Annotated in this window: 27 protein-coding genes; 14 read left to right on the plus strand and 13 right to left on the minus strand. The window is 71.2% G+C overall.

What is annotated here, in order from left to right:
• The first annotated feature begins 97 nt into the window (after positions 1-97).
• Both ACFVYS_RS07200 and kstD read left to right on the plus strand, forming a co-directional pair.
• Positions 98-544, plus strand: a complete 447-nt coding sequence (locus ACFVYS_RS07200) for an ATP-binding protein (RefSeq protein WP_389499919.1) — start codon at positions 98-100, stop codon at positions 542-544.
• A gap of 146 nt (positions 545-690) precedes the next feature.
• Positions 691-2,478 carry a 3-oxosteroid 1-dehydrogenase gene (gene kstD / locus ACFVYS_RS07205; RefSeq protein ID WP_389499663.1) on the plus strand — a complete coding sequence of 596 codons (1,788 nt, stop codon included), beginning with the start codon at positions 691-693 and terminating at the stop codon, positions 2,476-2,478.
• Here the strand turns inward: kstD and ACFVYS_RS07210 are convergent.
• The 8 genes from ACFVYS_RS07210 to ACFVYS_RS07245 all read right to left on the minus strand — a co-directional run bounded on the left by ACFVYS_RS07210 (position 2,475) and on the right by ACFVYS_RS07245 (position 8,602).
• Positions 2,475-3,443: an aminoglycoside phosphotransferase family protein gene (locus ACFVYS_RS07210; protein ID WP_389499665.1), complete on the minus strand. Its 969-nt coding sequence runs from the start codon at positions 3,441-3,443 to the stop codon at positions 2,475-2,477. The two genes, kstD and ACFVYS_RS07210, sit on opposite strands and share 4 nt — an antisense overlap.
• A 62-nt stretch (positions 3,444-3,505) precedes the next feature.
• On the minus strand, positions 3,506-4,012 hold the full coding sequence (locus ACFVYS_RS07215) for a hypothetical protein (protein WP_389499667.1): 507 nt from the start codon (positions 4,010-4,012) through the stop codon (positions 3,506-3,508).
• A gap of 50 nt (positions 4,013-4,062) precedes the next feature.
• The gene (locus tag ACFVYS_RS07220; protein WP_389499669.1) at positions 4,063-4,416 is read right to left on the minus strand and encodes an STAS domain-containing protein; all 354 of its coding nucleotides are present in this window, start codon (positions 4,414-4,416) and stop codon (positions 4,063-4,065) included.
• Entirely contained in the window at positions 4,413-5,786 is a 1,374-nt protein-coding gene (locus tag ACFVYS_RS07225; protein ID WP_389499671.1) for a PP2C family protein-serine/threonine phosphatase, read from the minus strand. Before ACFVYS_RS07225 ends, ACFVYS_RS07220 begins: the two co-directional genes overlap by 4 nt.
• Entirely contained in the window at positions 5,786-6,589 is an 804-nt protein-coding gene (locus tag ACFVYS_RS07230; RefSeq protein ID WP_389499673.1) for an alpha/beta fold hydrolase, read from the minus strand. Before ACFVYS_RS07230 ends, ACFVYS_RS07225 begins: the two co-directional genes overlap by 1 nt.
• Before the next feature lie 67 nt (positions 6,590-6,656).
• Positions 6,657-7,460 (minus strand): class I SAM-dependent DNA methyltransferase, encoded by an 804-nt coding sequence (locus tag ACFVYS_RS07235; protein WP_389499675.1) that lies wholly within the window; start codon positions 7,458-7,460, stop codon positions 6,657-6,659.
• Positions 7,461-7,502: 42 nt separating this feature from the next.
• Complete coding sequence (locus tag ACFVYS_RS07240; protein ID WP_389499677.1) at positions 7,503-7,853, minus strand: AzlD domain-containing protein; 351 nt, start codon at positions 7,851-7,853, stop codon at positions 7,503-7,505.
• Complete coding sequence (locus ACFVYS_RS07245; RefSeq protein ID WP_389499678.1) at positions 7,853-8,602, minus strand: AzlC family ABC transporter permease; 750 nt, start codon at positions 8,600-8,602, stop codon at positions 7,853-7,855. Before ACFVYS_RS07245 ends, ACFVYS_RS07240 begins: the two co-directional genes overlap by 1 nt.
• A 68-nt stretch (positions 8,603-8,670) precedes the next feature.
• Here ACFVYS_RS07245 and ACFVYS_RS07250 point away from each other — a divergent pair, with 68 nt between their 5' ends.
• Positions 8,671-9,240, plus strand: a complete 570-nt coding sequence (locus ACFVYS_RS07250) for a helix-turn-helix domain-containing protein (protein ID WP_389499680.1) — start codon at positions 8,671-8,673, stop codon at positions 9,238-9,240.
• 142 nt (positions 9,241-9,382) lie between these two features.
• Here ACFVYS_RS07250 and ACFVYS_RS07255 read toward each other — a convergent pair whose 3' ends face one another.
• On the minus strand, positions 9,383-9,586 hold the full coding sequence (locus ACFVYS_RS07255) for a cold-shock protein (protein WP_003974443.1): 204 nt from the start codon (positions 9,584-9,586) through the stop codon (positions 9,383-9,385).
• 288 nt (positions 9,587-9,874) lie between these two features.
• Between ACFVYS_RS07255 and ACFVYS_RS07260 the strand changes: the two genes are divergently transcribed.
• The 6 genes from ACFVYS_RS07260 to ACFVYS_RS07285 all read left to right on the plus strand — a co-directional run bounded on the left by ACFVYS_RS07260 (position 9,875) and on the right by ACFVYS_RS07285 (position 16,056).
• The gene (locus ACFVYS_RS07260) at positions 9,875-10,723 is read left to right on the plus strand and encodes a menaquinone biosynthetic enzyme MqnA/MqnD family protein (protein ID WP_389499681.1); all 849 of its coding nucleotides are present in this window, start codon (positions 9,875-9,877) and stop codon (positions 10,721-10,723) included.
• Positions 10,724-10,796: 73 nt separating this feature from the next.
• Positions 10,797-12,563 (plus strand): serine/threonine-protein kinase, encoded by a 1,767-nt coding sequence (locus ACFVYS_RS07265; RefSeq protein WP_389499683.1) that lies wholly within the window; start codon positions 10,797-10,799, stop codon positions 12,561-12,563.
• Between the two features lie 38 nt (positions 12,564-12,601).
• Positions 12,602-13,177: a hypothetical protein gene (locus tag ACFVYS_RS07270; protein WP_389499685.1), complete on the plus strand. Its 576-nt coding sequence runs from the start codon at positions 12,602-12,604 to the stop codon at positions 13,175-13,177.
• A 31-nt stretch (positions 13,178-13,208) separates the two neighbouring features.
• Positions 13,209-14,168, plus strand: coding sequence for a prepilin peptidase (locus ACFVYS_RS07275; protein WP_389499687.1), 960 nt, complete (start codon positions 13,209-13,211; stop codon positions 14,166-14,168).
• A gap of 72 nt (positions 14,169-14,240) precedes the next feature.
• Positions 14,241-15,440: a cyclic dehypoxanthinyl futalosine synthase gene (gene mqnC / locus ACFVYS_RS07280; protein ID WP_389499689.1), complete on the plus strand. Its 1,200-nt coding sequence runs from the start codon at positions 14,241-14,243 to the stop codon at positions 15,438-15,440.
• A gap of 7 nt (positions 15,441-15,447) precedes the next feature.
• Positions 15,448-16,056, plus strand: a complete 609-nt coding sequence (locus ACFVYS_RS07285) for a hypothetical protein (RefSeq protein WP_389499691.1) — start codon at positions 15,448-15,450, stop codon at positions 16,054-16,056.
• A 19-nt stretch (positions 16,057-16,075) separates the two neighbouring features.
• On the opposite strand, the gene ACFVYS_RS07290 is transcribed toward ACFVYS_RS07285, so the two are convergent.
• Positions 16,076-17,116, minus strand: a complete 1,041-nt coding sequence (locus ACFVYS_RS07290; protein WP_389499693.1) for a chitinase — start codon at positions 17,114-17,116, stop codon at positions 16,076-16,078.
• 307 nt (positions 17,117-17,423) lie between these two features.
• Here ACFVYS_RS07290 and ACFVYS_RS07295 point away from each other — a divergent pair, with 307 nt between their 5' ends.
• Genes ACFVYS_RS07295 through ACFVYS_RS07310 form a run of 4 tightly spaced genes read left to right on the plus strand, consistent with a single transcriptional unit; the run spans position 17,424 to position 22,498 of the window.
• Positions 17,424-17,834, plus strand: a complete 411-nt coding sequence (locus tag ACFVYS_RS07295) for a hypothetical protein (protein WP_389499695.1) — start codon at positions 17,424-17,426, stop codon at positions 17,832-17,834.
• A gap of 19 nt (positions 17,835-17,853) precedes the next feature.
• The gene (locus ACFVYS_RS07300) at positions 17,854-20,253 is read left to right on the plus strand and encodes a bifunctional polysaccharide deacetylase/glycosyltransferase family 2 protein (RefSeq protein WP_389499697.1); all 2,400 of its coding nucleotides are present in this window, start codon (positions 17,854-17,856) and stop codon (positions 20,251-20,253) included.
• Entirely contained in the window at positions 20,253-21,770 is a 1,518-nt protein-coding gene (locus ACFVYS_RS07305; RefSeq protein WP_389499699.1) for an acyltransferase, read from the plus strand. The genes ACFVYS_RS07300 and ACFVYS_RS07305 overlap by 1 nt, the downstream gene beginning before the upstream one ends.
• 32 nt (positions 21,771-21,802) lie before the next feature.
• Positions 21,803-22,498, plus strand: coding sequence for a demethylmenaquinone methyltransferase (locus ACFVYS_RS07310; protein WP_389499701.1), 696 nt, complete (start codon positions 21,803-21,805; stop codon positions 22,496-22,498).
• 203 nt (positions 22,499-22,701) lie between these two features.
• On the opposite strand, the gene ACFVYS_RS07315 is transcribed toward ACFVYS_RS07310, so the two are convergent.
• Together ACFVYS_RS07315 and ACFVYS_RS07320 are read right to left on the minus strand one after the other, a co-directional pair.
• Positions 22,702-23,043: a PASTA domain-containing protein gene (locus ACFVYS_RS07315; RefSeq protein ID WP_389499703.1), complete on the minus strand. Its 342-nt coding sequence runs from the start codon at positions 23,041-23,043 to the stop codon at positions 22,702-22,704.
• A gap of 119 nt (positions 23,044-23,162) precedes the next feature.
• Positions 23,163-23,669, minus strand: a complete 507-nt coding sequence (locus tag ACFVYS_RS07320; RefSeq protein WP_389499705.1) for a GNAT family N-acetyltransferase — start codon at positions 23,667-23,669, stop codon at positions 23,163-23,165.
• A 106-nt stretch (positions 23,670-23,775) separates the two neighbouring features.
• Between ACFVYS_RS07320 and ACFVYS_RS07325 the strand changes: the two genes are divergently transcribed.
• Complete coding sequence (locus ACFVYS_RS07325; RefSeq protein WP_314223512.1) at positions 23,776-25,062, plus strand: geranylgeranyl reductase family protein; 1,287 nt, start codon at positions 23,776-23,778, stop codon at positions 25,060-25,062.
• Positions 25,063-25,806: 744 nt separating this feature from the next.
• On the opposite strand, the gene ACFVYS_RS07330 is transcribed toward ACFVYS_RS07325, so the two are convergent.
• Complete coding sequence (locus tag ACFVYS_RS07330; RefSeq protein ID WP_389499707.1) at positions 25,807-26,610, minus strand: C40 family peptidase; 804 nt, start codon at positions 26,608-26,610, stop codon at positions 25,807-25,809.
• Positions 26,611-26,834 lie beyond the last annotated feature (224 nt).

A 26,834-nucleotide genomic window follows, 5' to 3' on the forward strand; every position in this document is an offset into this window, starting at 1 on the left:
GCAGCCGTACAACTACTCACAGTCGCCGAGCCGCTCCTGGTCAGGGTAGGGACAACCGACCACGCTCAGTCAGGTGAACTCCGAAATCTCCACCCAGATCTCCACCCGGATCGCCACCGGGACCGACGCCGGTGACGCCTCGCTCGGTGAACTGACCCTGCGCCTCAGCGCGACGCCGCGCGGCGCCCGGCTGGCCCGTCGCCTCACGGGTCACCAGCTCACCGCCTGGGGGCATCCGCACGGCAGCGACGCCAACCACACCGCGCAGCAGGTGGTCGCGGAGCTCGCGGCCAACGCCGTCACGCACGGACGGGTCCCGGGCCGGGACTTCGAGCTGCGGCTCCGACTGCTCCCGGAGGACACGCTGCGTGTCGAGGTGAGCGACGCCCGCGCGGACCGGCGACTGCGGATCGTCACGGATCCGGAGGAGGAGGGCGGCCGGGGGCTGATCCTCGTCTGGGTGCTGGCCCGCACGTGGGGTGTCGCGGAGCGGGACGTCGGCAAGACGGTCTGGGCCGAGCTGCCGCTCCGCGGCCGGAGGTGAACCCGCGATGAGCCGGAGGTGAGCCAGAGGGAGAAGTTTCGGCCACCGCACGGCCCTTGACTTCACAAGAACCCTGCGCGACATTCCGGGCTCCGCACCCGAATCCATCCATTCGTTCCCATCGTTCCCAGCTGGCTGGAGTGGCCATGACCACCACGAGCGCGGACCCTGCGAGACATGTCGGCCTTCCCTCCCGGAGAGCCGTGCTCGGCGCCTCCGCATCCGCCGGTGCCGGCCTGGCGCTGGCCGCCGTCGGGCGGGAGGCGGCCGCCGCCGACCTTCCCGTCCTCGGTACCTACGACGTCGTCGTCATCGGCTCCGGCGCCGCCGGGATGACCGCCGCGCTGACGGCCGCGAAGCGCGGGCTCAGCTGTGTCGTGGTGGAGAAGGCGCCGACGTTCGGCGGGTCCGCCGCCCGGTCGGGTGCCGGGATCTGGATCCCCAACAACTCCGTCATCCTGTCCGCGGGGGTCCCGGACACGCCCGCGAAGGCGGCCGCCTATCTATCGGCCGTGGTCGGGGCGGACGTCCCCGCCGACCGCCAGGCCGCCTTCCTCGCGCACGGACCCGCGATGCTCTCCTTCGTCATGGCCAACAGCCCGCTGCGCTTCCGCTGGATGGAGGGGTACAGCGACTACTACCCGGGTCTGCCGGGCGGGCTGCCCGGCGGCCGCTCCGTCGAGCCCGGCCAATTGGACGGCAACCTCCTCGGCGCCGAACTCGCCCGCCTCAACCCGCCGTACATGGCGGTACCGGCGGGCATGGTCGTGTTCAGCGCGGACTACAAATGGCTCGCGCTGGCCGCCGTGAGCGTCAAGGGGGCGGCCGTCGCCACTGAGTGTCTGGCGCGCGGGACGAAGGCGGCGCTGCTCGGGCAGAAGCCGCTCACCATGGGACAGTCGCTGGCCGCAGGTCTGCGGGCCGGCCTGCTCGCCGCCCAGGTGCCGGTGTGGCTGAACACCCCGCTCACCGACCTGTACGTCGAGGGGGGAGTGGTGAAGGGGGCCGTCGTCACGCGCGACGGAGTGCCGGGACTCGTGCGGGCCCGGCGGGGTGTCGTCGTCGGCTCGGGCGGGTTCGAGCACAACGCGGCGATGCGGGCGCAGTACCAGCGGCAGCCGATCGGGACCGCGTGGACGGTCGGGGCGAAGGAGAACACGGGAGACGGGATACGCGCCGGTCAACGCGCGGGCGGGGCGCTGGCGCTGATGGACGACGCCTGGTGGGGACCCGCGATCCCGCTCCCCGGCGAGCCCTACTTCTGTCTCGCCGAACGCACCCTTCCCGGCGGTCTGTTGGTGAACCAGGCCGGAGCCCGCTTCGTCAACGAGGCCGGCCCCTACAGCGACGTCGTGCACACCATGTACGACCTCGACCCCACCGCCCCCGACATCCCGGCATGGCTGGTCGTCGACCAGAACTACCGCAACCGGTACCTCTTCAAGGACGTCGCCCCGACCTTCGTGCTCCCCGACGACTGGTACACCTCGGGAGCCGCGCGCAAGGCCTGGACCCTCGACGCCCTCGCCGCCTCGATCGGCGTCCCGGCCGCCGCGCTCCGCTCCACCGTCGACCGCTTCAACTCCCTCGCCCTCAGGGGCAAGGACACCGACTTCCAGCGCGGCGACAGCGCCTACGACCACTACTACACGGACCCCTCGGTCCTCCCCAACTCCTGCCTCGCGCCCCTGTGGCTGCCGCCGTACTACGCCTTCCGGATCGTCCCCGGCGACCTCGGCACCAAGGGCGGCCTGCGCACGGACACCCGGGCCCGCGTGCTGCGCGCCGACGGATCGACGATCCCCGGCCTGTACGCCGCCGGGAACGCGAGCGCCGCGGTCATGGGGCACAGCTACGCCGGCGCGGGTTCGACGATCGGGCCCGCGATGACCTTCGGCTACATCGCGGCCCTCGACCTCGCCGGGGGACTCTAGGGATGTGAAGGGTGCCGATACGGGGTGAGGGTCTCCGCGAGCCGGTCCACGAACTCGGTGACGAGGTCGAGGCGCGGCCCCTCGCGGGCGACCGGGAACCCGTGGTGCCGCCCGTGGAAGGCGGTCTGGACGAGGTGGAACTGCGCCCAGCGGCGGGTGCGTTCGCGGTCCAGTCCGGCGGCCTCCGCGAAGTGGTCGAGGATGCGGTGGGCGACCCGGCGCAGGTCCGAGTCGCTTCCCCGGCCGTGCCGCACGACATGCCCGAAGATCAGCGGCTTGAGCAGGGTGCCGCCGTCGTACGCGGGATCCCCGGCCCACCCCTTGGGATCGACGGCGAGCCACGGCTCCCGTTCGGCGCGCAGGATGTTACGGGCGTGCAGGTCACCGTGGACGAGCAGCTCGGGCTGGCTGCGCCCGAGTTCTCGTACGGTGTCCAGGGCCGCGTCGACGGTACGGGCGGACAGGGCCTGGGCGAACTCCGCCTGGTCGAGCAGCAGTTGCCGCTTCCACCCGTCGGCCATGTCGCTCAGCCGGGGCAGGTTCTCCGGCGCGGGGACGGCGAGGCGGCGGCTGATGTGCCCGGCGACGACGGCGACCTCCTCGGTGTCCTCGACCTCGGCGAGCGACGACGTCCGTACCCGCTCCAGCAGCATCGCGAAGCGCGCGTCGTCCCGCTCGTACAGCCGTACGGCGCCCGCTCCGCTCCAGGCGGCGAAGGCGTCGGGCTCGTGGACGTTGCCCGGGTGCGGGAAGGACACCTTGATGACGGCGGGGGTCCGGTCGGGCCGTCGCAGCACGGGGACGACGATCCCGACGCCGCCGTGCACGATGTCACCGTCGGGCGCGCAGTCCCAGCGGTCGAGCAACTCGGCCACCAGCGCGGGGAGTCCCTTGACCCAGCCCGCCCCGCGCTCTCCCTCCCGCTGGACGGTGGTGCTCACGAAGGCCTGCGGTACCTCGATCATGGCCCCATTGTGCCGGGGCCCTGCAAGGAGGCCCGGGTCCCGGCCCGAACGGGCCGAACGGCTCATCGAGTGGCGGCGCGTGTCATCAGGTAGGTGTGGCCGGCGTCGGGATCGCCGTAGAAGAAGAACAGCACCAGCTTCTCGTGCGCGTCGCGGTCGACGTAGAACCGCCAGGTGTACGTCGAGGGCGCGACGGGCGACGCGGTGGGCGCGGGGGTGGTGACGCGTGTCCCGGCCGCCGTCCGGCTCGTCAGGGAGAGGCGGATCTCCTGGCCGTCGGGGTCGTCGGTGAGTTTCCACGTCCCCGCGCCGGTCACGCGCCAGGCGTCGTCGAAGTCGAAGTCCTGGCCGTCGAGCAGGCGGAGCGTGGCCGTTCCGTCGGGCCGCAGCGTCAGTTGTGTCTGCTCGAGGCTTCGCCAGGTCCCCGACGCCTCGGCCACCGTGGCGTCGTGCAGACCGGTGCCGCCGTAGTACTGGGCGGGCCCGGCCAGGCCGGCGGTGCACGCGCTCAGCGCGGCCGCCGACGTCACGGCCGACGCGAGGGCCACACGTCCTGGACGCCATCTCATGCCCAGACCTTGTCAGGTTTTTTGAACGTGTTCAACAGTGCGGTGGTCGTTCAGTGACTCTGCCGTGAGTTCCGGGCGGCGCTCTCGCTGTCGGGGTGGAGGGGGAAGATCTGGTCCAGACCGACGATGCGCAGGACGCGCAGGGTGTTGGCGGGAACGGCGGCCAGCGCGATGTCCGCGTGCGCGGCTTGGGCGTGGTGGTGGGCCGCGATCAGCGCGGTGATGCCGCTGGAGTCGCAGAAGTCCATGGCTGCCAGGTCCAGGACGAGGCGCTGGCCCGGCTGGAGGGTCAGCGTGGTGAGCAGGTCACGCAGTTCGTCGGCGTGGGCGTAGTCGAGGTCGCCGAGGATCGCCAGGACGGGACCGGTCGCCGTGTCTCGGGTGGTGATCTTCAGCGGGCTCATCGGGTGCTCTTCGTCGCCGGGTCGGGGTCGGGGGCGGAGTCGGGATCGGAGTCGGCATCGGGGGCGGGGACGCCGAGCGCGAGCAGGGCGGTGTCGTCGTCGAGGCCGTCGCCGAACTCGTCCAGCAGTTCGGTCAGGGCCTGGACGACGGCCTGCGGGGGCCGGCCGGCGTGCTCGGCGGCGAAGGCGCGCAGGGACTCGTCCCCGTACAGGGTGTCCCGGTCCTCGCCGGTACGGGCCTCGGTGAGTCCGTCGGTGTAGAGCAGAAGGGTGTCGCCGGGGGCGAGGACCGTGGTGGCGGCGACGAAGCGCGCGTCGGGCAGGACGCCGACGAGAAGACCGCCCGGCGTGGGCAGGAAGTCGGCCGTGCCGTCGGCACGCAGGACCAGGACCGGCGGATGGCCGCCCGAGGCGATACGGACCACGACCTGCCCGGTCGCGGGGTCGGGTTCGAGAACCCCGAAGACGGCGGTGCAGTAGCGCGGATCACCGTCGGCGGAGTACCGCTCGTGCAACACCTTGTTGAGGGTCGACAGGGCCGCGACCGGGTCGGAGTCGTGCAGAGCCGCGGCCCGCAGGGTGTAGCGGGTCAGCGAGGTGACGGCGGCGGCCTGGGGGCCCTTGCCGCACACGTCGCCGAGGAAGAACGCGAAGCGTTTGCCGTCGACCGCGAAGACGTCGTAGAAGTCGCCGCCGAGCCGGTCGGGGGAGGCTGTGTAGTAGTGGGCGGCCGTCTCCATCCCGGGCACCGGCGGCAGGGCGGCGGGCAGCAGCGACTGCTGGAGCACCGCGAGGGCCTCCTGCAACCTGGCGCGGTCGGCCTCCGCCTGCCGGCGCGCCTCTTCGGCCGCCTTCCGGCCGCGCAGGAGTTCCTCCTCGTAGGCGCGGCGGTCCCGGGCGTCGAAGACGGTGGTGCGGATCAGCAGCGGATCGCCGCCACCGCCGTACTTGACCACGGAGGAGACCAGCACCGGCATCCGGGCGCCGTCGGCCTGCTTCATCTCGAGCGCGATGCCGCCGATCTTGCCCTGCATGCGCAGCAGCGGCGCGAAATGGGTCTCGTGGTACAGCTTGCCGCCGACGGTCAGCAGGTCGGTGAACCGCATCCGGCCCACCACCGCCTGCCGATCGAGGCCGAGCCAGTCCAGCAGCGTGGTGTTGATCTTCGCGATGGTGCCGTCCATCAGCATGGACAGGTATCCGCACGGCGCGCTCTCGTACAGGTCTTCGGCGCTGTCCTCCAGCAGTGCGGCGAACGCCGCGTCCGAGGTCTGCCCGTCGTCGGCATGTGCATTGCCATCGGGGCCGGGGTCGGCATCGGTGTCGGGGTCGGTATCGGCCGGGTCCGGTTGCCGGCCGGTCCGGCACATCACCGCAGCCCGGCCAGGAAGCCGGTGATCGCCTCGTTGGTGGCCTCGGGCGCGGACAGGTGCGGGCAGTGTCCGACGGCGTCGAGAGTGATCAGCGTCGAGCCGGGGATCGACCGGTGGACGAAGGCGCCGACCTCCCGGGGCGCGATGGCGTCGTGGGTGCACTCCAGCACCAGCGTCGGCACCCGCACGCTCTTCAGGTCGTCTCGCGAGTCCGACAGGAACGTGGTCCGGGCGAAGACCCGCGCCATGTCCGGGTCGGTGGCGCAGAAGCTGTTCTTCAGCTCGTCGCCGAGCTCGGGCCGCTCCGGGTTCCCCATGATCACCGGGGCCATCGCCGCCGACCAGCCCAGGTAGTTCGACTCCAGTGACGTCAGCAGTTCGTCGATGTCCGGCGCGCTGAACCCGCCCCGGTAGTCCTCGTCGTCGATGTAACGCGGCGACGGCGCGACCATCACCAGCGCCCCGATGCGCTTCGGAGCCAGGTCGGCGGCCAGCACGCCGATCATCGCGCTGACCGAGTGCCCCACGAACACCGCGTCGCGCAGATCGAGCGCCTCGCACACCTCCACCACGTCCCGCGCGTAACCGTCGAGGGAGGAGTAGCGGGCCTCCGAGAACGCGGACAGATCCGAGCGGCCCGACCCCACGTAGTCGAACATCACCACCCGGTACTTCTCGGCCAGGGCGGGCACGGTGAGGCGCCACATGTTCTGATCACAGCCGAATCCGTGCGCCAGGACCACCGTCGGCCCCTGCGGGTTACCGGTGACTGTGACGTTGTTCCTGCGATCGATGTCCATACCCAACAGTTTCCCAAACCTCGCTGACCACTCCGGTACCCGTCTTTCGTCACCCCATGCCCAAAGCTCAGGAGTCCGGCGCGCTCGGCCTGCGGGCGATCAGGAAGGCGTGCGAGGTCGACTCGCCGAGGACCGGCTCCCGCACCGTGCGCCACAGCACCGCGAATCCGGCCGCCGTCAGCAGCGCGGCCATCCGCTCCGGGCGGCGCCTTTCGAAGTCGAGGGCGACCGGGTGGCCCCACGGCCGGTCGAAGTGACGCGGTTCGTCGCCGACCTGGAAGGCGAGGAGGAGATGACCGCCGGGGGCGAGCACGCGGTGGAACTCGGTGAAAAGGGCCGGAAGGTTCTCCACAGGGGTGTGGATGGAGGAGTAGAAGGAGACGACCCCCGCGAGACTCCCGTCGGCGAAGTCCAGCTCCAGCATCGAGCCCCGCTCGAACCGGATCGTCGGGTTCTCGCGCCGCGCGACCGCCAGCATCGACTCCGACAGGTCGAGCCCGCAGATGTCGAGCCCGAGCGCGGCGAGAAACCCCGTCACCCGGCCGGGACCACACCCCAGATCGGCCACCCGGCCACCGTCGCCGACCAACTCGGCATACGCGCCGAGCAAGGCCCGCTCCAGCGGCTTCGCCGCCAGCTCGTCACGGAAGCGCTCGGCGTAGTCCTCGGCGATGACGTCGTAGAAGGCCCGGGTGGCGGCGACGAAGCGGGGAGTGGCGGCGGCGGGGTCCGGGGTGGTGGGGTCCGGCGAGATGGAGCCGACGCCCGGCGGGGTGGTGGAGGTGGTGTCCGGCGGGGTGAAGCCGGCGTCCGGCGGGGTGGCGGGGGTGGCGTCCGGCGGGGTGGAGTTGGCGTCCGGGGTGGCGGTCATGGGCGGGGAGCCTAGGGGCCGGCACTGACGGTGGGGGCGGTTCTACGCCACACCCATCGCACGCAGCACTCCCGTCACCGTCGCCGCCCCCAGCACCACCACCGCGAAGGGTGCCCCCTTTCCCCACTTCCGGCCGCGCCCGAGTGGGGGAACCCCCGTCGCCAGGGCTCCGCCGGCCAGCACCCCGGCCGGCCGTGCCCACCCGGCGAAGCCGCCGCCCTCGGTCAGCGCGCCCGTCGCCAGCAGCGCGACCAGCAGGACCACCGCCCCGGCGGACAGCAGCTCCTGGACCCGGGCGGGGAGCTCCACCCGTCCGTGCAGCGCGGGGCCCACCAGCCGGAGGGCGTAGGTGCCCACCGCCAGCATCAGGATCAGGGCGACCGTCGCGTTCATCAGGCGGCCGCCTTACGGCCGTACCCGTACAGCCCCAGCCCGGCCAGTGCCAGCAGCACGGGCACCCCGGCCGGTACGAAGGGCGTGGCCGCCAGGGCCAGGACGACGCCGAGTGCCGCCGGCCGCCGCAGGCGGGCGTTCTCACGGAGGGCGGGCAGGACCAGGGCGACGAGGACGGCGGGGAACGCCGCGTCCAGGCCGTAGTCCGCCGTGTCGCCCAGGGCGCTTCCGGCGAAGGCACCGGCCAGCACGCCCGTGTTCCACGCGGCGAACAGGCCGATCCCGGAGATCCAGAACGCGGCGCGGCGGCGGGCGGGATCCGGCTGGGCGAGCGCGAAGGCGACCGTTTCGTCAGTCACCAGGTGCGCGCCGAGGAGCCGGGTCGCTCGGCCGGGGCCGAGGAGGTCGGCGACCGCGAGGCTGAACGCGGCGTTGCGGGTGTTGAGGAGGAGCCCGGTCGCGGCGGCGGCGAGCGGACCGCCCCCGGCGAGCAGCACACCGACCGCGCTGAACTGGGCGGAGCCGGCGTACACCACCACGGACATCACCACCGGCACCCAGACCGGCAGCCCGCCCGCCACGGCGATCGCGCCGAAGGACACCCCCACCACGCCACCGGCCAGCCAGACGAGCGAACTGTCGCGGACCAGGGGCCGTGTCGTTCTCCCCGGCGGCGTAGCCGGAGCCGGAGCCGGAGCCGGAGCCGGAGCCGGTGTCGAAGGAGCTGATGTTCGTTGTGGCGAACGCATGTTTTCTACAATGAACAGACCGGCCACTGTTCGTCAAGGCGAACGCCCGTACCGATGGAGCGAACGACATGCCCGAAGCCGCGCCCCCGCCCCGCCTCCCCCTCGACTGGATCGCCGCCTCCCTGCGCCGCGAACGCACCCGTGCCGGGCTCTCCCTCTCCGAGCTGGCCAAACGGGCCGGTATCGCGAAGTCCACGCTGTCGCAGCTGGAGGCGGCGAGCGGCAATCCGAGCATGGAGACGATCTGGGCTCTGGGCGTGGCTCTGGGCGTGCCGTTCGCCGCGCTCGTCGAGCCGCCGGCGTCGGCGGTCCGGGTGATCCGGGCGGGGGAGGGGCCCACGGTCGCCTCGGAGCAGGCGCCCTACGTGGCCACTCTGCTGTCGGCCAGCCCGCCGGGCGCGCGGCGGGACATCTACCACCTGCGGGCCGAGCCCGGCGCGGCGCGGACCTCGGAGCCGCACATTCCGGGCACGGTCGAGCATCTGGTGGTGAGCACGGGGCGGGTGAAGGCGGGGCCGGACGGGGAGACGGTGGAACTGGAACCGGGGGACTACATGACCTACCGCGGGGATGTGCCGCACTCGTACGAGGCGCTGGCGCCGGGCACGACGTTCGTCCTGGTGATGCAGCACGTGTGAGCCGGCCGGAGGGGCCGACGGGAGGAGGTGCTGCGGGGGGCCGCCGGGTGACGGCCGGCGGGCAAAGGCAGGAGCCCCGTGCCGACCGGCACAGGGCTCCTTGGGTACTGCTCTCAGACTTGCGATCTCAGGGTTCTGAAAATCAGACGGGGGTGACGTTCTCCGCCTGGGGACCCTTCGGGCCCTGCGTCACGTCGAAGGAGACCTGCTGGTTCTCCTCGAGCGAGCGGAAACCCTGCGCGTTGATCGCGGAGTAGTGGACGAAGACGTCGGGGCCGCCGCCTTCTTGGGCGATGAAGCCAAAGCCCTTTTCGGCGTTGAACCACTTCACGGTTCCGGTAGCCATAAGCCCTCCTTGGGCCCAAAGGGTTGCCCTGCTCCAGAACCCTGCAAGCGTGAAAGCAAGTGCCGCACAACTGCATACGTCTGAAAACGACGAGAGCCCGCGGTTACATGCTCCGCAGGCTCTGTACTGCAAGGGAAACCAAACTGCAACTTGCGGCGAGCCTAGCATGCAGGCAGCCGAAAGCAATAGAGGTCAAGATCACGTCACCCGGATGTTTGAAGATCCCCGGAAGAGGTTGACCGAGGGGGTGGAGTGCCCACGCTATCCGATGGGGTCTAGCCTCGCGATGTGGACAATTCTCGCACCCGGCCGCGCGTCGGCCACATCCAGTTCCTCAACTGCCTGCCCCTCTACTGGGGGCTCGCGAGAACCGGCACCCTCCTCGACTTCGAGCTGACGAAGGACACCCCGGAGAAGCTCAGCGAGCGACTGGTGTCGGGCGACCTCGACATCGGGCCCATCACCCTCGTCGAGTTCCTCAAGAACGCCGACGACCTGGTCGCCTTCCCCGACATCGCCGTCGGCTGCGACGGCCCGGTGATGTCCTGCGTGATCGTCTCCCAGGTCCCGCTGGACGAGCTGGACGGTGCCAGGGTCGCGCTCGGCTCGACCTCCCGCACCTCCGTGCGCCTCGCCCAGCTGCTGCTGGCGGACCGTTTCGGCGTCCGGCCGGACTACTACACCTGCCCGCCCGACCTCAGCCTGATGATGCAGGACGCCGAGGCGGCCGTACTCATCGGGGACGCGGCGCTGCGGGCCAACCTGCTGGACGGACCGAAGTTCGGCCTGGAGGTGCACGACCTCGGGGCGCTCTGGAAGGAGTGGACCGGCCTGCCGTTCGTCTTCGCGGTGTGGGCGGCCCGCCGGGAGTACCTGGAGCGCGAGCCGGTCATCACCCGTCAGGTCCACGAGGCCTTCATCGAGTCCCGCAACCTCTCCCTCGACGAGGTCGGCAAGGTCGCCGAGCAGGCGGCCCGCTGGGAGGAGTTCGACGAGCGGGTGCTCGAGCAGTACTTCACCACCCTCGACTTCCGCTTCGGCGCGCCCCAGCTGGAGGCCGTGACCGAGTTCGCCCGCCGGGTCGGCCCGACCACGGGCTTCCCGGCGGACGTGAAGGTCGAGCTGCTCCGGCCGTAGCCGCGGCACTACGCTGCTGCCGAGTCCTACGGGGCCCCGCGGGGGCGCCTTTCGGGGGAGAGGTGGACGTCCCATGCAGCAGCTCGGAGCCGACGAACCCACGACCGTGGGTCCCTACCGGCTGCTCGGCCGCCTCGGCGCCGGCGGGATGGGCCGCGTCTATCTGGGCCGCAGCGCCGGCGGCCGCACGGTAGCCGTCAAGATCGTGCACCCGCACCTCGCGCTCGACGAGGAGTTCCGCGCCCGCTTCCGGCGCGAGGTCGATGCCGCGCGGCGGGTCGGCGGCGCGTGGACCGCGCCGGTCCTGGACGCCGACCCGGAGGCGCCGGTGCCCTGGGTCGCCACGGGCTTCGCGGCCGGCCCGTCCCTGGCCGCGGCGGTCGCCTCCGGCGGCGGTCCGCTGCCCGAGCACTCCGTACGGGTGCTGGGCGCCGGCCTCGCGGAGGCGCTGGGAGCCGTGCACGAACTGGGCCTGGTGCACCGGGACGTGAAGCCGTCCAACGTCCTGCTGACGGTGGACGGCCCGTTGCTCATCGACTTCGGCATCGCCCGGGCCACCGACGGCACGGCGTCGCTCACCTCGACCGGAGTCTCGGTCGGCTCGCCCGGCTACATGGCCCCCGAGCAGATCCTCGGCAAGGTGGCGTCCGGCGCGGCCGACGTCTTCTCCCTCGGCGCGGTACTGGCGTACGCGGCGACCGGACGGCCCCCGTTCCCCGGGGACTCGTCGGCCGCCCTCCTCTACAAGGTCGTCCACGAACAGCCCGAGCTGGGCGAGCCGGACAGCGGGCTGCGGGGCGAACTCCGGGCGGTGGTCGAGGCCTGTCTGTCCAAGGACCCGACCGCCCGGCCGGCCCCCGCCGAGGTGGCCCGGCGGCTCGCCCCCGAGGGCGCGGCCCGGCTGGTGGCGGGCGGATGGCTGCCGGGTGCGCTGGTGGAGCAACTGGGGCGCAGCGCCGTACAGCTGCTGAACCTGGAGGGGACGGGGGCCGGGGTGGAACCGGTCGCGTCCGGACCGGTGGGGTTCAGCAGCCCGGCGGTGACCTCGGGGAAGCCGACGGTGTCGCCTGCGTTGTCGTTGGGCGAGTTCGGGCCGCCGCCGGTGATGGGCGGGGGTGCCGTCACGCCTGCCGACCAGCCGCGTCTCGTTCCCGAGCCGAGGGACGTCGCGCCGGCGGCCACCGGCGCGGACCGGCCGGGCAAGGTCTCCGTCACCGTCGCCGCCACCGCGACTCCCGGGGAGGGCGGGCGCGGGCGGCGGCTGAGCTGCACCGTCGCACTGGCGTTCGCGGGGGCGATGGCGGCGGTCACTGTCGGGTCGGTGTTCCTGTTCGACCTGCTGCCCGGCGACGACGACCACAACGACGCCTCCGGCAGCGACGCCTACTCCTCGGCGCCGCCGGCCGGTTCCTCGGCACCCACGCTCGGTTCCTCGACACCGCCGGGCGGTACGAGTTCCGGTCCGGCCGCCTCGCAGGCGCCCACCGCGCTCCCGGCCCGCTATGTCGGCACCTGGGAGGGCGAGGGCAGCGGCCTCGGCGGCACGCTGCCGATGGGCACCTTCCGGGTGACGGTCCAACAGGCGGACGTGGGCGACAAGTTGGGGGAGCTGCGGCAGACCGATGTGCTCGGCGGCAGCTGTCTCGACGTCCTGACGCTGAAACAGGTGACAGCGAAGGAGGTCGTCGCCACCTCGGTCGGGTCGAAGAGCAACCACAGCGGCTGCAATCCCACGCCCCACACGATCCGGCTCACCCCGACCGGCGACGACCTGACGTACGCCTCGGACAGCGCGGCGGAGGGCAACCCGGTGGCCCGCATGTCGAAGGTCGCCCAGTGACCCGGTTCGCTCGCCCAGTGACCCGGTTCGCTCGCCCAGTGACCTGGTTCCGGGGCCGGTTCCGATCCCGGGCCGGCTGGGGCGTCGCCGCCGGCGTCCTCTTTCTCGCGGGCCTCCTCGCCGTCCTGCTGTTCGTCATGGGCCTGTGGAGATGGTTCGTGCGCCTCACGGCACCGGCGCTGGTGGATCTGCCCGGCGGCGGATGGACGGCCGGCGCGGTGCTCGGGCTGCTGTCGGTGGCCGGCTGGGTCGGTGGCACATGGTTCTCCTCCCCGGAACGGAACCGGGACCGGGACCGAGGCCGTACGGGCCCGGCGCGGCTCGGGCTCGCGACGGGGGGAGCGGTCTGCTGGACGGTGGCCTTCGGCGCGCTGATGTACGTCCTCGGCGCCCTGCCCGGCCGCAACTGCCGCTCGGGCGCCACGATGTGCGCGTACATCCCGGGCACGGGCAGCGCGTTCCTCTCCTACGCGGCCACGGCCGCCCTGCTCGGCGGGCTCTGGTACCGCCGACGCGGCACGGTGACCGCGGCGCGCCGCGCGGAGGAGCGGGCCCGGCTGAGGAGACTGCGCAAGAAGGGCAAGGGCAAGAGCCGAGCCGCGCGCTCTTCATGAGGCCGCCTCAGGGTCCCTAGGATCTCTGCCGATGACCACACCTCCCAGCGACCTGGCGCTGATGACCGTCGCCGCCCTCTGGGGCGCCGTCGCGGGTGCGCTGCTGCCACGGGCCGTCCACCGGTTCTCCGTACCGTGGGAGGAACGGGACGGCGGCTGGCGGGCGACCTGCCCCGGCGGCCACCCGATCCGGGGGTGGCTCGGGCGGGCCAGGTGCGAGCAGTGCGCCGAGCGGCTGCCGGAGCCGGAGCCGGAGCCGGAGTCGGCGGAGCCGGAGAGGGAGTCGGTGCCGGAGCCAGAGCCGGAGAGGGCGCCGGAGTTGGTGCCGGAGCCGGAGTTCACGGCGGATGGGAATCCCGCCTCCTCCTCCGCCCCCGCTTCCTCCTCGGCCCCCGCCTCCTCCTCCGAGCCCTCCGCCTCCTCCGCTCCCGCTGCCTCTGCCGCCACCTACGCGCCCGGGACCGTCCGTCTTCCCCTGCTCACCGCCGTCGTGTGTGCCGCGCTCGCCGCAGCGACCGGTCTCCGGCCCGAACTCGGCGTCTGGCTGCTGCTCGCGCCGGTCGGGGTGCTGCTGGCCGCCGTCGACCTGCGGGTGCGGCGGCTGCCCGATCCGCTCACTCTGCCGCTCGCGGCCGCCGCCCTCGTCCTGCTGGGCCCGGCCGCGCTGCTGCCCGAGCACGCCGGTGACTGGACGACGGCCCTGCTGGGCGCGCTCGCCCTCGGCGCCGGATATCTCGCGCTGCATCTCGTCAACCCCGGCGGCATGGCGTACGGCGACGTGAAGCTGGCGCTGTCGATGGGCGCCGTCCTCGGCTGGTACGGCTGGGCGACGGTCATGCTGGGCACGTTCGCCGCGTTCCTGCTCGGAGCGCTGTACGGCGGTGCGCTCGCCCTCGTGGGACGGGCCGGCCGCAAGACGATGATCGCCTTCGGGCCGTTCATGCTCGTCGGGACTTTCGTGGGGCTGGTGATCGGTGGGTACGCGGCCTGACGTCCGGGTGCCGGGAGCGCTGGCGTAGGCTGGTTCGGTCCGCCCACAACCCTTGACGAAAGGGACGCTCCGGTGCCCGAGAAGGCCGACCTCCAGTCTGTGCTCGACCGTGCCGCGGACGGCGGGCGGATCACCCCGGAAGAGGCTCTCGACCTCTACCGTGACGCCCCCCTGCACGCGCTCGGCGCCGCCGCCGACGCCGTACGCCGCCGGATGTACGCGGGTACCGAGCACATCGCCACGTACATCATCGAGCGGAACATCAACTACACGAACGTCTGCGTGACGGCGTGCAAGTTCTGTGCCTTCTACGCGGCCCCCAAGGACACCGCCAAGGGCTGGACGCGCGACCTCGACGACATCCTGCGGCGGTGCGCCGAGACCGTCGAGCTCGGCGGCACGCAGATCATGTTCCAGGGCGGGCACCACCCGGACTACGGGGTGGAGTACTACGAGAAGCACTTCGCGGCCATCAAGGAGGCGTTCCCGCAGCTGGTGATCCACTCGCTGGGAGCGTCCGAGGTCGAGCACATGGCGCGGATCTCGAAGGTGTCGGTCGAGGAGGCCATCACCCGTATCCACGCCGCCGGCCTCGACTCCTTCGCCGGCGCCGGCGCCGAGCTGCTCCCCGCCCGTCCGCGCAAGGCCATCGCTCCGCTCAAGGAGTCCGGCGAGCGCTGGCTGGAGATCATGGAGACCGCGCACGGGCTGGGCGTCGAGTCGACGTCCACCATGCTGATGGGCACCGGCGAGACCAACGCCGAGCGCATCGAGCACCTGCGGATGATCCGTGACGTGCAGGACCGGACGGGCGGCTTCCGGGCCTTCATCCCGTACACGTACCAGCCCGAGAACAACCACCTGAAGGGCCGCACCCAGACGACCCTCTTCGAGTACCTGCGGATGATCGCGATCGCCCGGCTGTTCTTCGACAACATCCGGCACATCCAGGGCTCGTGGCTGACGACGGGCAAGGAGGTCGGCCAACTCTCCCTGCACTATGGCGCCGACGACCTCGGCTCGATCATGCTGGAGGAGAACGTCGTCTCCTCGGCCGGCGCCAAGCACCGCTCCAACCGCCTCGAGATCATCGACCTGATCCGGAAGGCGGGCCGTGTCCCGGCCCAACGCGCGACGACCTACGAGCACCTCCTGGTGCACGACGACCCGGCGAACGACCCGGTGGACGAGCGGGTCATGTCCCACATCTCGTCGACCGCGATCGCCGGCGGTACCGCGCACCCCGAACTGAAGCTCCTCGCTTCCAACTAGGGCCCTCTTGCTGACGATTCACGCCGACTCCCGGGGCCGCGCCCTGGCCGTCGAGGGAGCCGGGATCGCCGAGGCCGGTCCGCTGGAGCAGCTCGTCGCCGCGTATCCGTCGGCGCGGGTGCGCCGGTGGCCCGGCATCCTGACGCCCGGTCTCGTCAACCCGCACGGCACGGAGTTGCTGGAGGGGGCCTACCACCCCGACCCGCGCGAGGCCGACGAGCTGGGCACCGAGCCGCTGACCGGGGACGCGCTCGCGGCCCTGGCCCCGGACGACGCCCGCTGGGGCGCCAGCGCCCGGCGCGGGGTGCAGCGCATGCTGGCCCACGGCACGGTCGCGGTGGCCTGCGAGGAACTGCGCCGGCGCGCGGTGCGGGACGCCGTGGCCCGCTCCGGCCTGGCGGTCGTGGGCCGGCCCGCGTCGCGCCCCGGCGGGGTCCCCTCGCTGGATCCGTACGCCTGCGGCCTGCCGGTGGAGTTCGCCCCGCCCCGGGAACGCGGCTCAGCCGCCCGCTTCGCCGTCTTCGACGTGCCCGACGAGGCGGCCCTGGCCGACCGGGGCGCCGCGACCTGCGTGGCCACGGTGATCGAGGGCCGCCTGGTGTACCGACGGCGCTGAGCGGGGAACCCCCGGTCTCTCAGCCCGTGAACGCCTCCGCGAACGCTCCCGCGCTCTGCTCGACCCCACTGCAGTTGTTCAACGCGTCGTCCGTGGCGGAGCCGTCCTCGCACTGCTGGTCGCGGAACGTCGACCACATGGACACCCAGGAGATGCCCTTCTCCTCGGCGAACGTCCGCACCTGTGCCGCGTCCGAGAGCGAGAACGTCTCGTTGTCGACGTCGTTGGTGCCGATCATCGAGGTGAGCGCCATCCCCTTCCACGCGGCGGCGTCCGTCGTTCCGAACGCCTCCTTGAGCTGTCCCTGTGCGGCCGTCGCCGACGTGATCGCGTACCCGCCCATGTCACCGGCGTACGACTCGCCGTAGTTCATCGTCATGAGGTTGACGGTGGAGACCTGGACGTCGTACTTGTTCGCGGACGCCAGCAGCGCCAGGCTGTCGGCGTCCAGCCCGGAGGGCATCACCGGGAGGGTGAAGGACACTTCGAGGTCCGGGCGCTCCTCCTGGAGAGCCGCGATCGCCTGGGAGCGCAGGGCGACCGAGTCGGAGTCGGTCAGTTCGTCGCCCTCGATGTCGAAGTCGGCCTGGGTGGAGCCGGCCGCGTCGAGTGCCTCGCCGTACGCCTCCGCGAGTTCGGACACGCTGTCACAGGTGGCCGCCAACTCCTTGCCGGATTCGCCGCCGAAGGACACGCGTGCCGTGGCGCCCGACTCGGTCAGCGCCGAGATACGGGACTTCACGGCGGAGTCGTCGATGGCGTCCGTACCGTTCCATTTCGGTGTACAGCCACTGCCGCTCGAGATGACGAATGCCAGGTTGTACGACGTCGGCGAGCCGGCCGAGTCGTTGTCATTGGCCTCCACCGCGCTCACGTAGGGCGCGTAGGAGGTGCCGGTACTCGACGATGTGGCGCTGGGCGATGGTGAGGGACTGTTCGCCTGTTCGCTCTCCGCGGGTGATGCCGCGTCCGACGTGCTGTCGGACCCCGCGGAGCATCCTGTAACGGCCAGGGCAAACAGGCAGGTGACCCCGGCCATCGGCATCAGGAAACTCCTCATTGCGTATGCACCCGCTCTCGTGATTTCTGTCTCAGCATGGAAACAAAGCGCGTTTCCCAAATGGAAATGTCTCACAAGTGGGCGGAGCGCGCGGGAACGGTGGACACGCAGACAGTTCATGAAGATAATCGCGCAAAAGGTGACATTCACCCGCCCAAAAGGGATAATCAACCCTCCCATGACGGGCAGGTGCCGCGCAGGAGATTCGGGGATCTCTCAGGGAAGAGACAGGTTCACCCGTTTCTCATGGGTGTCTCACAAGCGGCACAGAGTTTGTGCCACATAAAGGCTCTCTAATATCCGTGGAATGCAATCCGAGCCTGCCATCGAAAGCCGTGCCGCTGCTCGCGGCAGCCGTCGCAGCCGCAAACGTGACGACGCCTCCGCCGAGGGGCCCGTGTTCGTTGACAACTCCGGCCGCAGGTCCAAGCTGCTGCGCCGGATCGGCCTCCTCATGGGGGTCGGCTGTCTTGCGTACGCCGTCGTCCTCGGCGCCGCCTTCATGGGCTGGGGTACCTCCCTGGCCCCGTCCTCCCTGCTGCCGTTCGGCAATGGAGGCCCGCGCGGCGCCCAGAACTCCGGCCCCGGCGGCGCCCAGCCGCAGGGCGGAACCGGCACCCCGCCCGCGATGCCCACCGGCACTCCGCCCACGGGCGTCGCCACCGGCGAGCCGCCGAGCTCCGCCCCGACCGCGACCGCCTCCGCGGCCGCCAACTGACCGGAGTTCAGCCACTCCCATGACGACCACTTCCTCTCGCGGCCGCCGCCGTGCCCCGACCCGCATGTCGCGGGCGGCGGGCAGGGCCGCGGCGCTGCAGAAACCGCGTGTCATCCTCGCCCTGCTGCTTCTGCTCGCGCTGACCAGCGTGATGCTCCTCGACGGCTATCTGCGCGCCGAGGTCGGCGGGGACCAGCGCGTGCGTACCGGGGCCAGCGCCGGCAAGGTGCCCGACAAGGTCCTCGACGGCGGACCGATCCTGACCTTCCAGGGCGGCCAGGCCACCACCCTCTCGGTGCCGGACAAGACGATCGCGCTGACCTTCGACGACGGGCCGAACCCGACCTGGACGCCCCAGGTGCTGAAGATCCTCCAGGAGTACGACGTGCCCGGCACGTTCTTCCTGGTCGGTTCGATGGTCTCGCGCTACCCGAGCATCGTGAAGGACATGGTCGAGGAGGGCAACGAGGTGGGTATCCACACGTTCACCCACGTCGATCTCTCCTACCAGTCCGACGCCCGCGTCGACCGTGAGATGGAGCAGACCCAGCTCGCGCTGGCGGGCGCGGCCGGCATCACGACGACGCTCTTCCGCGCCCCGTACTCCTCCGAGACGGACGCCATCGACAACTACAGCTGGCCCATCTACGAGAAGCTGGGCGAGGACGGCTACACCAGCGTCTTCGTCGACACGGACAGTGACGACTGGAAGAAGCCGGGCGTCTCGAAGATCATCAAGTGGGCCACGCCGGAGGACGGCAAGGGCGCGTCGGTGCTCTTCCACGACGCGGGTGGCGAGCGCTCGCAGACGATCAAGGCGCTGCCGACGTACATCAAGAAGATGAAGGCCGCGGGCTACACCTTCACCACCATCAGCGGTGTGATGCAGGAGCAGAACACCGCGGCCCGGCAGGCCTCCGGCACGGGTCGGCAGCAGGCCGCGGGTGCGGCCGGCGCCGGCGCGGCGACGGCGACCGAGGGGACGGCGGGAACCGAGGGAGCGACCGGAACCGAGGGGACCACCGGCGAGCAGCCCGGCAACGTGCCCAACGGCGAAGGCGGCACCGGCGCGAACGGTGGCACCGGTGGGACCGGCCAGACCATCAACCGGCTCCAGGCGGCCCACCGCGAGGCCACCGGCGTGACGCTCTACGAGGGCAAGGCCCTCATCGCGGCGGTCACCCTCGCCGAGTGGACCGTCCCGACACTGTCGGTGGGGCTGATGGTCGTCGGCGTGGCGGTCATGGGCCGGTTCGGGATGATGCTGATCCTGGCCCGCCGGCACTACAGAAAGCGCAACAAGCGCCGCTTCAGCTGGGGGCCGACCGTCACCCGGCCGGTCAGTGTGATCGTCCCGGCGTACAACGAGAAGGAGTGCATCGCCAACACCCTGAAGTCGCTGGCGAAGAGCACCCATCCGATCGAGATCATCATCGTGGACGACGGTTCGGACGACAACACGTCCGAGATCTCGCGCGAGGCGGCCAGGGCCCTCGGCATGACGAACGTCCGTGTCATCCGGCAGGAGAACGCGGGCAAGCCCGCCGCTCTCAACAACGGTGTCCGCAGCGCCAGTTACGACATCGTCGTGATGATGGACGGCGACACGGTCTTCGAGCCGGACGCCGTGTTCCATCTGGTGCAGCCCTTCGCCGACCCGAACGTCGGCGCGGTCGCCGGCAACGCCAAGGTCGGCAACCGCGACACGATCATCGGCGCCTGGCAGCACATCGAGTACGTGATGGGCTTCAACCTCGACCGCCGCATGTACGACCTGCTGCGGTGCATGCCGACCATCCCCGGCGCGATCGGCGCGTTCCGCCGCGAGGCCGTGCTCGAGGTCGGCGGCATGAGCGAGGACACCCTCGCCGAGGACACCGACATCACCATCGCGATGCACCGCGGCGGCTGGCAGGTCGTCTACCAGGAGCACGCCAAGGCCTGGACGGAGGCGCCCGGCTCGCTGAAGCAGCTGTGGTCCCAGCGCTACCGCTGGTCCTACGGCACCATGCAGGCGCTCTGGAAGCACCGCAAGTCCCTGACGGACAAGGGCCCTTCGGGTCGCTTCGGCCGGGTGGGCATGCCGCTCGTGGTCCTCTTCCAGATCATCACGCCGGTCTTCGCCCCGCTCATCGACGTGTTCACGATCTATTCGATGATCTTCGTCGACTTCCAGGCGGCCCTGCTGGCCTGGCTGGCGGTCCTCGGTGTCCAACTGGGCTGCGCGGCCTACGCGTTCCGCCTGGACCGGGAGAAGTACCGGTACCTGCTGATGATGCCGCTCCAGCAACTGGCCTACCGCCAGATGATGTACCTCGTTCTCATCCACTCCTGCATCACCGCCCTCACCGGCGGCCGCCTGCGCTGGCAGAAGCTGAAGCGCACCGGCGAGGTCGGCACCCCGGCCGGGGTGAGCTGATGAGCTGGGAGCAGCAGGGCTTCGGCCAGGGCCAAGGGCAGGGGCAGGGGCAGGGGCAGGGGTACGGGCAAGGGCACGGGCCGGGGCAGCAGTACGGCCACGAGTACGGGCAGCCGTCGTGGTACCCGTACGGGTACGACGGGTACGGGCAGCAGCCGTATCCACAGCAGCCCAACCCACAGCAGTACGGCCGGCAGCCGTATCCACAGCAGCCGTATCCGCAGCAGCCCTACCCGCAGGAGTACGGGCAGAACGCGGAGTACGCGCAGAACGCGGAGTACGGGCAGGGTGTCGCCGTCGAGGAGACGGCTCCCCTGCCGGCGGTGGACGCGGACCCGAGCGCGGACCCGAGCGCGGACCCGAACGCGGACCTGGGCCCGGATCCCGCTCGGGAGCCCGAGGCGTCGACGACGACCGGCACCGGCACCGTCACCGTCACCGGTGAGGGGACGCAGGAGCCCCCGCCCCCGTCCAAGCCCGCTGCTCCCCAACGCGACCGCTACTTCGACACGCTCCGCGCCCTCGCCCTCATTCGTGTCGTCGCCTATCACACCTTCGGCTGGGCCTGGGCGGGCATGGTCTTCCCCTCCATGGGGATCATGTTCGGCCTGGCCGGCACCCTGATGGCGAAATCCCTGGAGCGTCCGGCGCTGAAGGTGGTGAAGAGCCGCTTCCGCCGGCTTCTTCCCCCCTTCTGGTTCTGGGGCGTCTTCGTCGTCCTGGCGATGCTGATCCACGACTGGATGCCGGGCTGGGAGATCGTCTACTGGGTCGTGCCGCTGGGCGACCCGCCGGGCAACGCCTGGGGCGAGCAGGCCTGGGAGATCCTCTGGTACCTGCGGACGTATCTCTGGTTCGTCCTGCTCTCCCCGCTGCTCCTTCGGCTCTTCCGGCTGGCTCCGGTCCCCGTGCTGGCGCTCTCCCTCGGGCCGATCCTGGCGCTCACCTTCGTCTGGGCGGGCCCGGACAACCGCGTCGGCACCGCGATGTGGGACCTGTCGACGTACCTCTTCTGCTGGATGCTCGGCTTCGCGCACCGCGACGGCGTCCTCCAGCGCATGAAGCCGGCCCTGGTGGTCGTGATGTCGCTCGCGGCGATCGGGTTCGGCGGCTGGTACGCCCTCACGCACCAGGCCGAGTTCGGCACCTACGACCTCGACGAGGACCCCCTCGCGCAGGCGTTCTGGTCGGCGGGCTTCGTCATGCTGCTGATGTGGGCGAAGGCGCACTTCGGGATCGACTTCGCCTGGCTCACCCGCTTCCGGCGTACGAACCGGATCGTCACCGTCTTCAACGCGCGCGCGGTGACGATCTACCTCTGGCACGAGATAGCCCTGATCCTGGCCGTGCCGCTGATCGACCGGTTCTGGAACGTCCCCGCGTTCGAGAAGTACCTGCCGCTGGAGAGCCAGTGGTTCATGTTCGGCGTGGGCTGGTTGCTGATCGCCCTGTTCGTGCTGCTCTGCGGGTGGGTCGAGGACGTCGCGGCACGGAAGAAGCCGAGGCTCCTGCCGTGAGCCGGTGAGGAGGGGGCTGCCACAATGGGCGGGTGACCCGTGCTTCCCTGAACAAGCAGCCCCACGAAGTCGCCTCGATGTTCGACCGCGTGGCGGAACGGTACGACCTGACCAACGACGTCCTGTCGCTCGGCCAGGACCGGAGGTGGCGCAAGGAGGTCGCGAAGGCGGTCGACGCCCGCCCCGCCCAGAAGGTCCTGGACCTCGCCGCAGGTACGGCGACGTCCTCTCTCCCCTTCGCGCGGACCGGCGCCTATGTCGTCCCGTGCGACTTCTCCCTCGGCATGCTCCAGGTCGGGAAGAGGAACCACACCTGGCTGCCGTTCACCGCCGGGGACGCCACGCGACTGCCCTTCAAGGACGACGTCTTCGACGCCGTCACCATCTCCTTCGGCCTGCGCAACGTGCAGGACTTCGACGCGGCCCTGCGCGAGATGTACCGGGTGACCCGGCCCGGCGGACGCGTCGTGATCTGCGAGTTCTCGCACCCGACCTGGGCGCCGTTCCGGACCGTCTACACCGAGTACCTGATGCGCGCGCTGCCCCCGGTCGCCCGCGCGATGTCCTCCAACCCGGACGCCTACGTCTACCTCGCCGAGTCCATCCGCGCCTGGCCGGACCAGCCAGCCCTCGCCGAGCACCTGCGCAAGGCCGGCTGGTCGAAGGTCGCCTGGCGCAACCTGACGGGCGGCGTCGTGACCCTGCACCGAGGCTTCAAGGAAGCCTGAGGCACGGATCGCAGCCACGGCTCGGGCTGCACGGGGCCTCCGGGCGCTCGGGCTTCAAGACGCTCGGGCTTCAAGACGCTCGGGCCTCACGGGCTCGGGCCTCACGGGCTCGGGCCTCACGGGCTCGGGCTTCATGGGGCCCGGGCCTCCGGCAAAGCTCGGCTCGGCTCGGCAAGGCTCGGCACGGCACGGCCGCGACGGTGCTATCCGGTGATCGCCTCGAAGGGAAGTCCGGGACGGTCCAGCTCGCGCTGCAGCCCGCCCCCGCCCGGTCTGGGCACCCGGGGCTCGCGCACGCCCGCGCCTCCGCCGCCCTCTCCTTCGCCGAACTCGAACCACACGGTGACAACGGCGCCGCGCGGCACCTCGACACCGGGTGGCGGGTACTGCCGTACGACGTAGTCCACGACCGCGCGGTGGAACTCGGGCCGGTCCGGTGCGGCCAGCAGCACACCTTGCGCCGCGGCCGCCTCGCGCGCGTCCACGGCCATCAGGCCGACGAATCTCGGCACACACACGTCGGGCGTCTTGGGTGGTATGAGCACAAATGTCACCCCCAGCGGTACTGGAAGGGTAACCGCACGGGGGTGTCGTCCGGAAGGGTTGAGTGTCTTTCTGTAGCCAACGACTACGGAGAGTCACGTTCCCGGTCGGGTGGCGGAGGTCACCAGGCGAGGCGGTAGCAGCGTCCCTCCCGCTTCGGCTCCGGCGTCGTGAAGACCTCCGCGAGCCGCATGCCCAGCCGCTCGGTGACGGCGATGGACCGCGCGTTGCGCGCGTCGACCATGGCCACCACCCCCGGCACCCCGGCCGCCCGCACCCGCTCCAACGTCATCTGCGCGGCCGTCGTCGCATACCCCTGCCCCCAGTGCTCCCGCCCGAGCCGCCACCCGATCTCGATCTCACCCTTGGGGCCCCACTGCTGCGGCCACGGCTGGGCACCCGTGAACCCGATGACGCGGTCCTCCCGGTCCAGCATCGTCCAGAGACAGAAGCCGTGCTCGGCGTCGTGCCGCCGCTGGCGAGCGGTGAGCTCCTCGTAGGCGGACAGTTCCGCGGATCTGCCGCCGTGGAACTCCATCACGTCCGGGTCGTCGAAGACCCGGTGCCAGGCGACCGCGTCCTCGTCCGTGGGGACACGCAGCCGTACTACGGGGAGAGCTCGGTTCACGGGGCAGCCCTTCAGCCGGGTGATCAATTCTGCTGAATAGACTGCCCATGTCCAGTGCCGGTCGGCACGAAGATTCCGAACTTGGGGAGATCCCGCCGTGACCGCCGTGAACGAGCTCCTCTCCGAAAGTACCGCCGATGTGATCGTCGTCGGCGCGGGGCCGAGCGGCTCCACGACCGCGTACTACCTCGCCAAGGCCGGACTCGACGTACTCCTCCTGGAGAAGACCGAGTTCCCGCGCGAGAAGGTGTGCGGCGACGGCCTCACCCCGCGAGCCACCAAGCAGCTCGTGGCCATGGGCATCGACATCTCCGAGGAGGCCGGCTGGCTGCGCAACAAGGGCCTGCGCATCATCGGCGGCGGGGTCCGCCTCCAGCTGGACTGGCCGGATCTCGCCTCCTTCCCCGACTACGGACTCGTCCGCAAGCGCGACGACTTCGACGAGCAGCTCGCCCGCCAGGCCCAGAAGGCGGGTGCCCGCCTCTACGAGCGCTGCAACGTCGGCGCCCCGATCGTCGACGACCGCACCGGCCACATCGTCGGCGTGCACGCCAAGCTGGGTGAGGAGAAGCGCGAAGTCACCTTCCGCGCCCCGCTCGTGGTGGCCGCCGACGGAAACTCCAGCCGGCTCTCGCTGGCGATGGGCCTGCACCGCCGCGAGGACCGCCCGATGGGCGTCGCGGTCCGCACCTACTTCACCTCCCCGCGCCACGAGGACGACTACCTGGAGTCCTGGCTGGAGCTGTGGGACCGCCGGGGGCCGGGCGAGGACCGTCTGCTGCCCGGCTACGGCTGGATCTTCGGCATGGGCGACGGGACGTCGAACGTCGGCCTGGGTGTGCTGAACACCTCCAATTCCTTCAAGGAGCTCGACTGGCGCGAGGTGCTCAAGGCCTGGTGCGCGTCCATGCCGGAGGACTGGGGTTACACCCCCGAAAACATGACCGGCCCGATCCGCGGCGCCGCCCTGCCCATGGCCTTCAACCGCAAGCCCCACTACACCAAGGGCCTGCTGCTGGTCGGCGACGCCGGTGGCCTGGTGAACCCCTTCAACGGCGAGGGCATCGCCTACGCCATGGAGTCGGGTCAGATCGTCGCCGACGTCATCGTGCAGGCTCACGCCCGCGCCACCCCCGCCCAGCGCGAACTGGCCCTTCAGCGCTACCCGCAGGTCCTCGCGGACACCTACGGCGGCTACTACTCGCTGGGCCGTGCCTTCGTGAAGCTCATCGGCAACCCGAAGGTCATGAAGATCGCGACCCAGCGCGGTCTGACCCACCCCTTGCTGATGAAGTTCACGCTGAAGATGCTCGCCAACCTGACGGACCCCACGGGCGGCGACGCGATGGACCGCATCATCAACGGCCTGAGCAAGGTGGCCCCGAAGGCCTGACCACGGCGGCGCCCCTCCGGAAGCGGAGCACCGGCGGCCCGGCGCGAAGCCTTCTTCCCGCCGGCCCGCCACGTCGGCCTCCCGCCCGCCGGTCGGCCGGTTCGGCATGCCGCCCTCTGGCCGCCACGTCGGCGGGCCGCCCACCGGCCTGCCCTCGCCCGGCCGCCCGTGACGGTGCGCCGCCCTTTCGGCTCCTGTCGGGCATCCGATCCGGAGCTGCTCCCGACCGAGTCCCGCGCCGGCCCGGATCCGCTCACGACTCGATCGAGTTCCTCGCACACGTCGAACAGGCACAGCCACAGCCATAGCCGCACCTTCACCCGCACCCGCAGCCACGGCGACAGCCCGACCGGACCGGGCCTGGCCGGACCGGGTCGACCCGGAGCCGGGATTGACGGTGTGTCCGACATGTCGGGACAACATGCCCGATGCGGCGCCATCCCGGCCCTGCCGGAGGCGCGGAGGGTGGCGGGCGTGCCCACGAGACCGGCCGGCGCGCCCGTGCGCGGCCCCGGAACGGGGTGACGCCCCCAGGCCTCCTGGAGGCAACCGGAGGCGGCTGGGGGCCTCTACGCGCGTCCTCGAAGCGGCTGCTGGGCCCGCGCGCGCCTCAAGGAGAGCGGCCGCGCCGCGCGGAGCCGCTCGTATCGGCCGCGCGCGTCGGCAGTGCCCGAAGGGCCGCTGCCCCCGAGCGGCTGCGGCCCTTGCGTGCGTGAGGTGCCCTCAGAGGGGCACCCGTGGGTGTCAGAGCACCCGTACCGCGCCGGTCGGCGGGTCGTACGACATCGGCTTCTCGGCCACACCGGTGGACGGGTTCTGCGCGCCGACGAACATGCCGTCGCCGACGTACACCGCCACGTGGTACGCGCTGCCCGCGCCGCCCCAGTAGAGGATGTCGCCCGGCAGCAGGTTGTCCAGCGACACCTGGGTGCCGAAGGTCGACTGGTCCTGCGAGACGCGCGGCAGGTCGACGCCGACCTGCTTGAAGGCGGTCTGCATGAGACCCGAGCAGTCCCAGGAGTTCGGGCCGGTGCCGCCGGAGACGTAGGCGTCGCCGATCTGTGCCTTCACGAAGGCGATGACGGCCGCGGCCGAACCCGTCGCCGTGGAGCTGCTCGTGCTGTCGGAGCTGCTGCTGCTCGACGTCGTGCTGAGCGTGGTCCGCTCGGCGGCGCGCGTGGCCCGCTCGGCGGCGGCCTTGCGGGCGGCCTCGGACTTCTTCTTCGCCTCGGCCTTGGCGTCGGCGAGGTCCTTCTTGGCCTCCTTGGCGGCTGCGGTGGCGGCCGCGTCGCGCTCTGCCTGAAGCTGGTAGTTCGCCGCGGCCTGCTGCGTGGCCTGAGCGGACTGCGCGACCTGGGCGGCCAGGTCGCCCGTGAGGACGGGCAGTTCGAGCGTCTGCGTCACCGGCTCGGCGGCGTTGGCCGAGCCAGCTGCTGTGGCGACGGCCAGCGTGCCGAGGACACCACTGGCGACTCCGGCCCGCATCGCGATCGTCGACGCGCTGCGGCGGGGTTTCCGGTGGCTGCGTATGTGAGCGGTGTGGGACATGGGTACAACCGGTATCAGGGGCTCCTCCATACCTTCAAGAAACGTGTGCTGCGCCACAGTTGTTCAATGGGCGCCCCAAATTCCCTGGCCCGGGTTCCTTATTGACGCCGTAACGGACATTGCGGACGCAGGTGATCAAGCCTGTGATCATGGACTTTCGTCGTTACGCCCGGATTGCCCGCCACCTACCACCGGTTGAGACCGTTGGCCAAGCCCGGTTCTTA

Source organism: Streptomyces sp. NPDC058295, from assembly GCF_042880655.1.
GTDB lineage: Bacteria > Actinomycetota > Actinomycetes > Streptomycetales > Streptomycetaceae > Streptomyces > Streptomyces coriariae.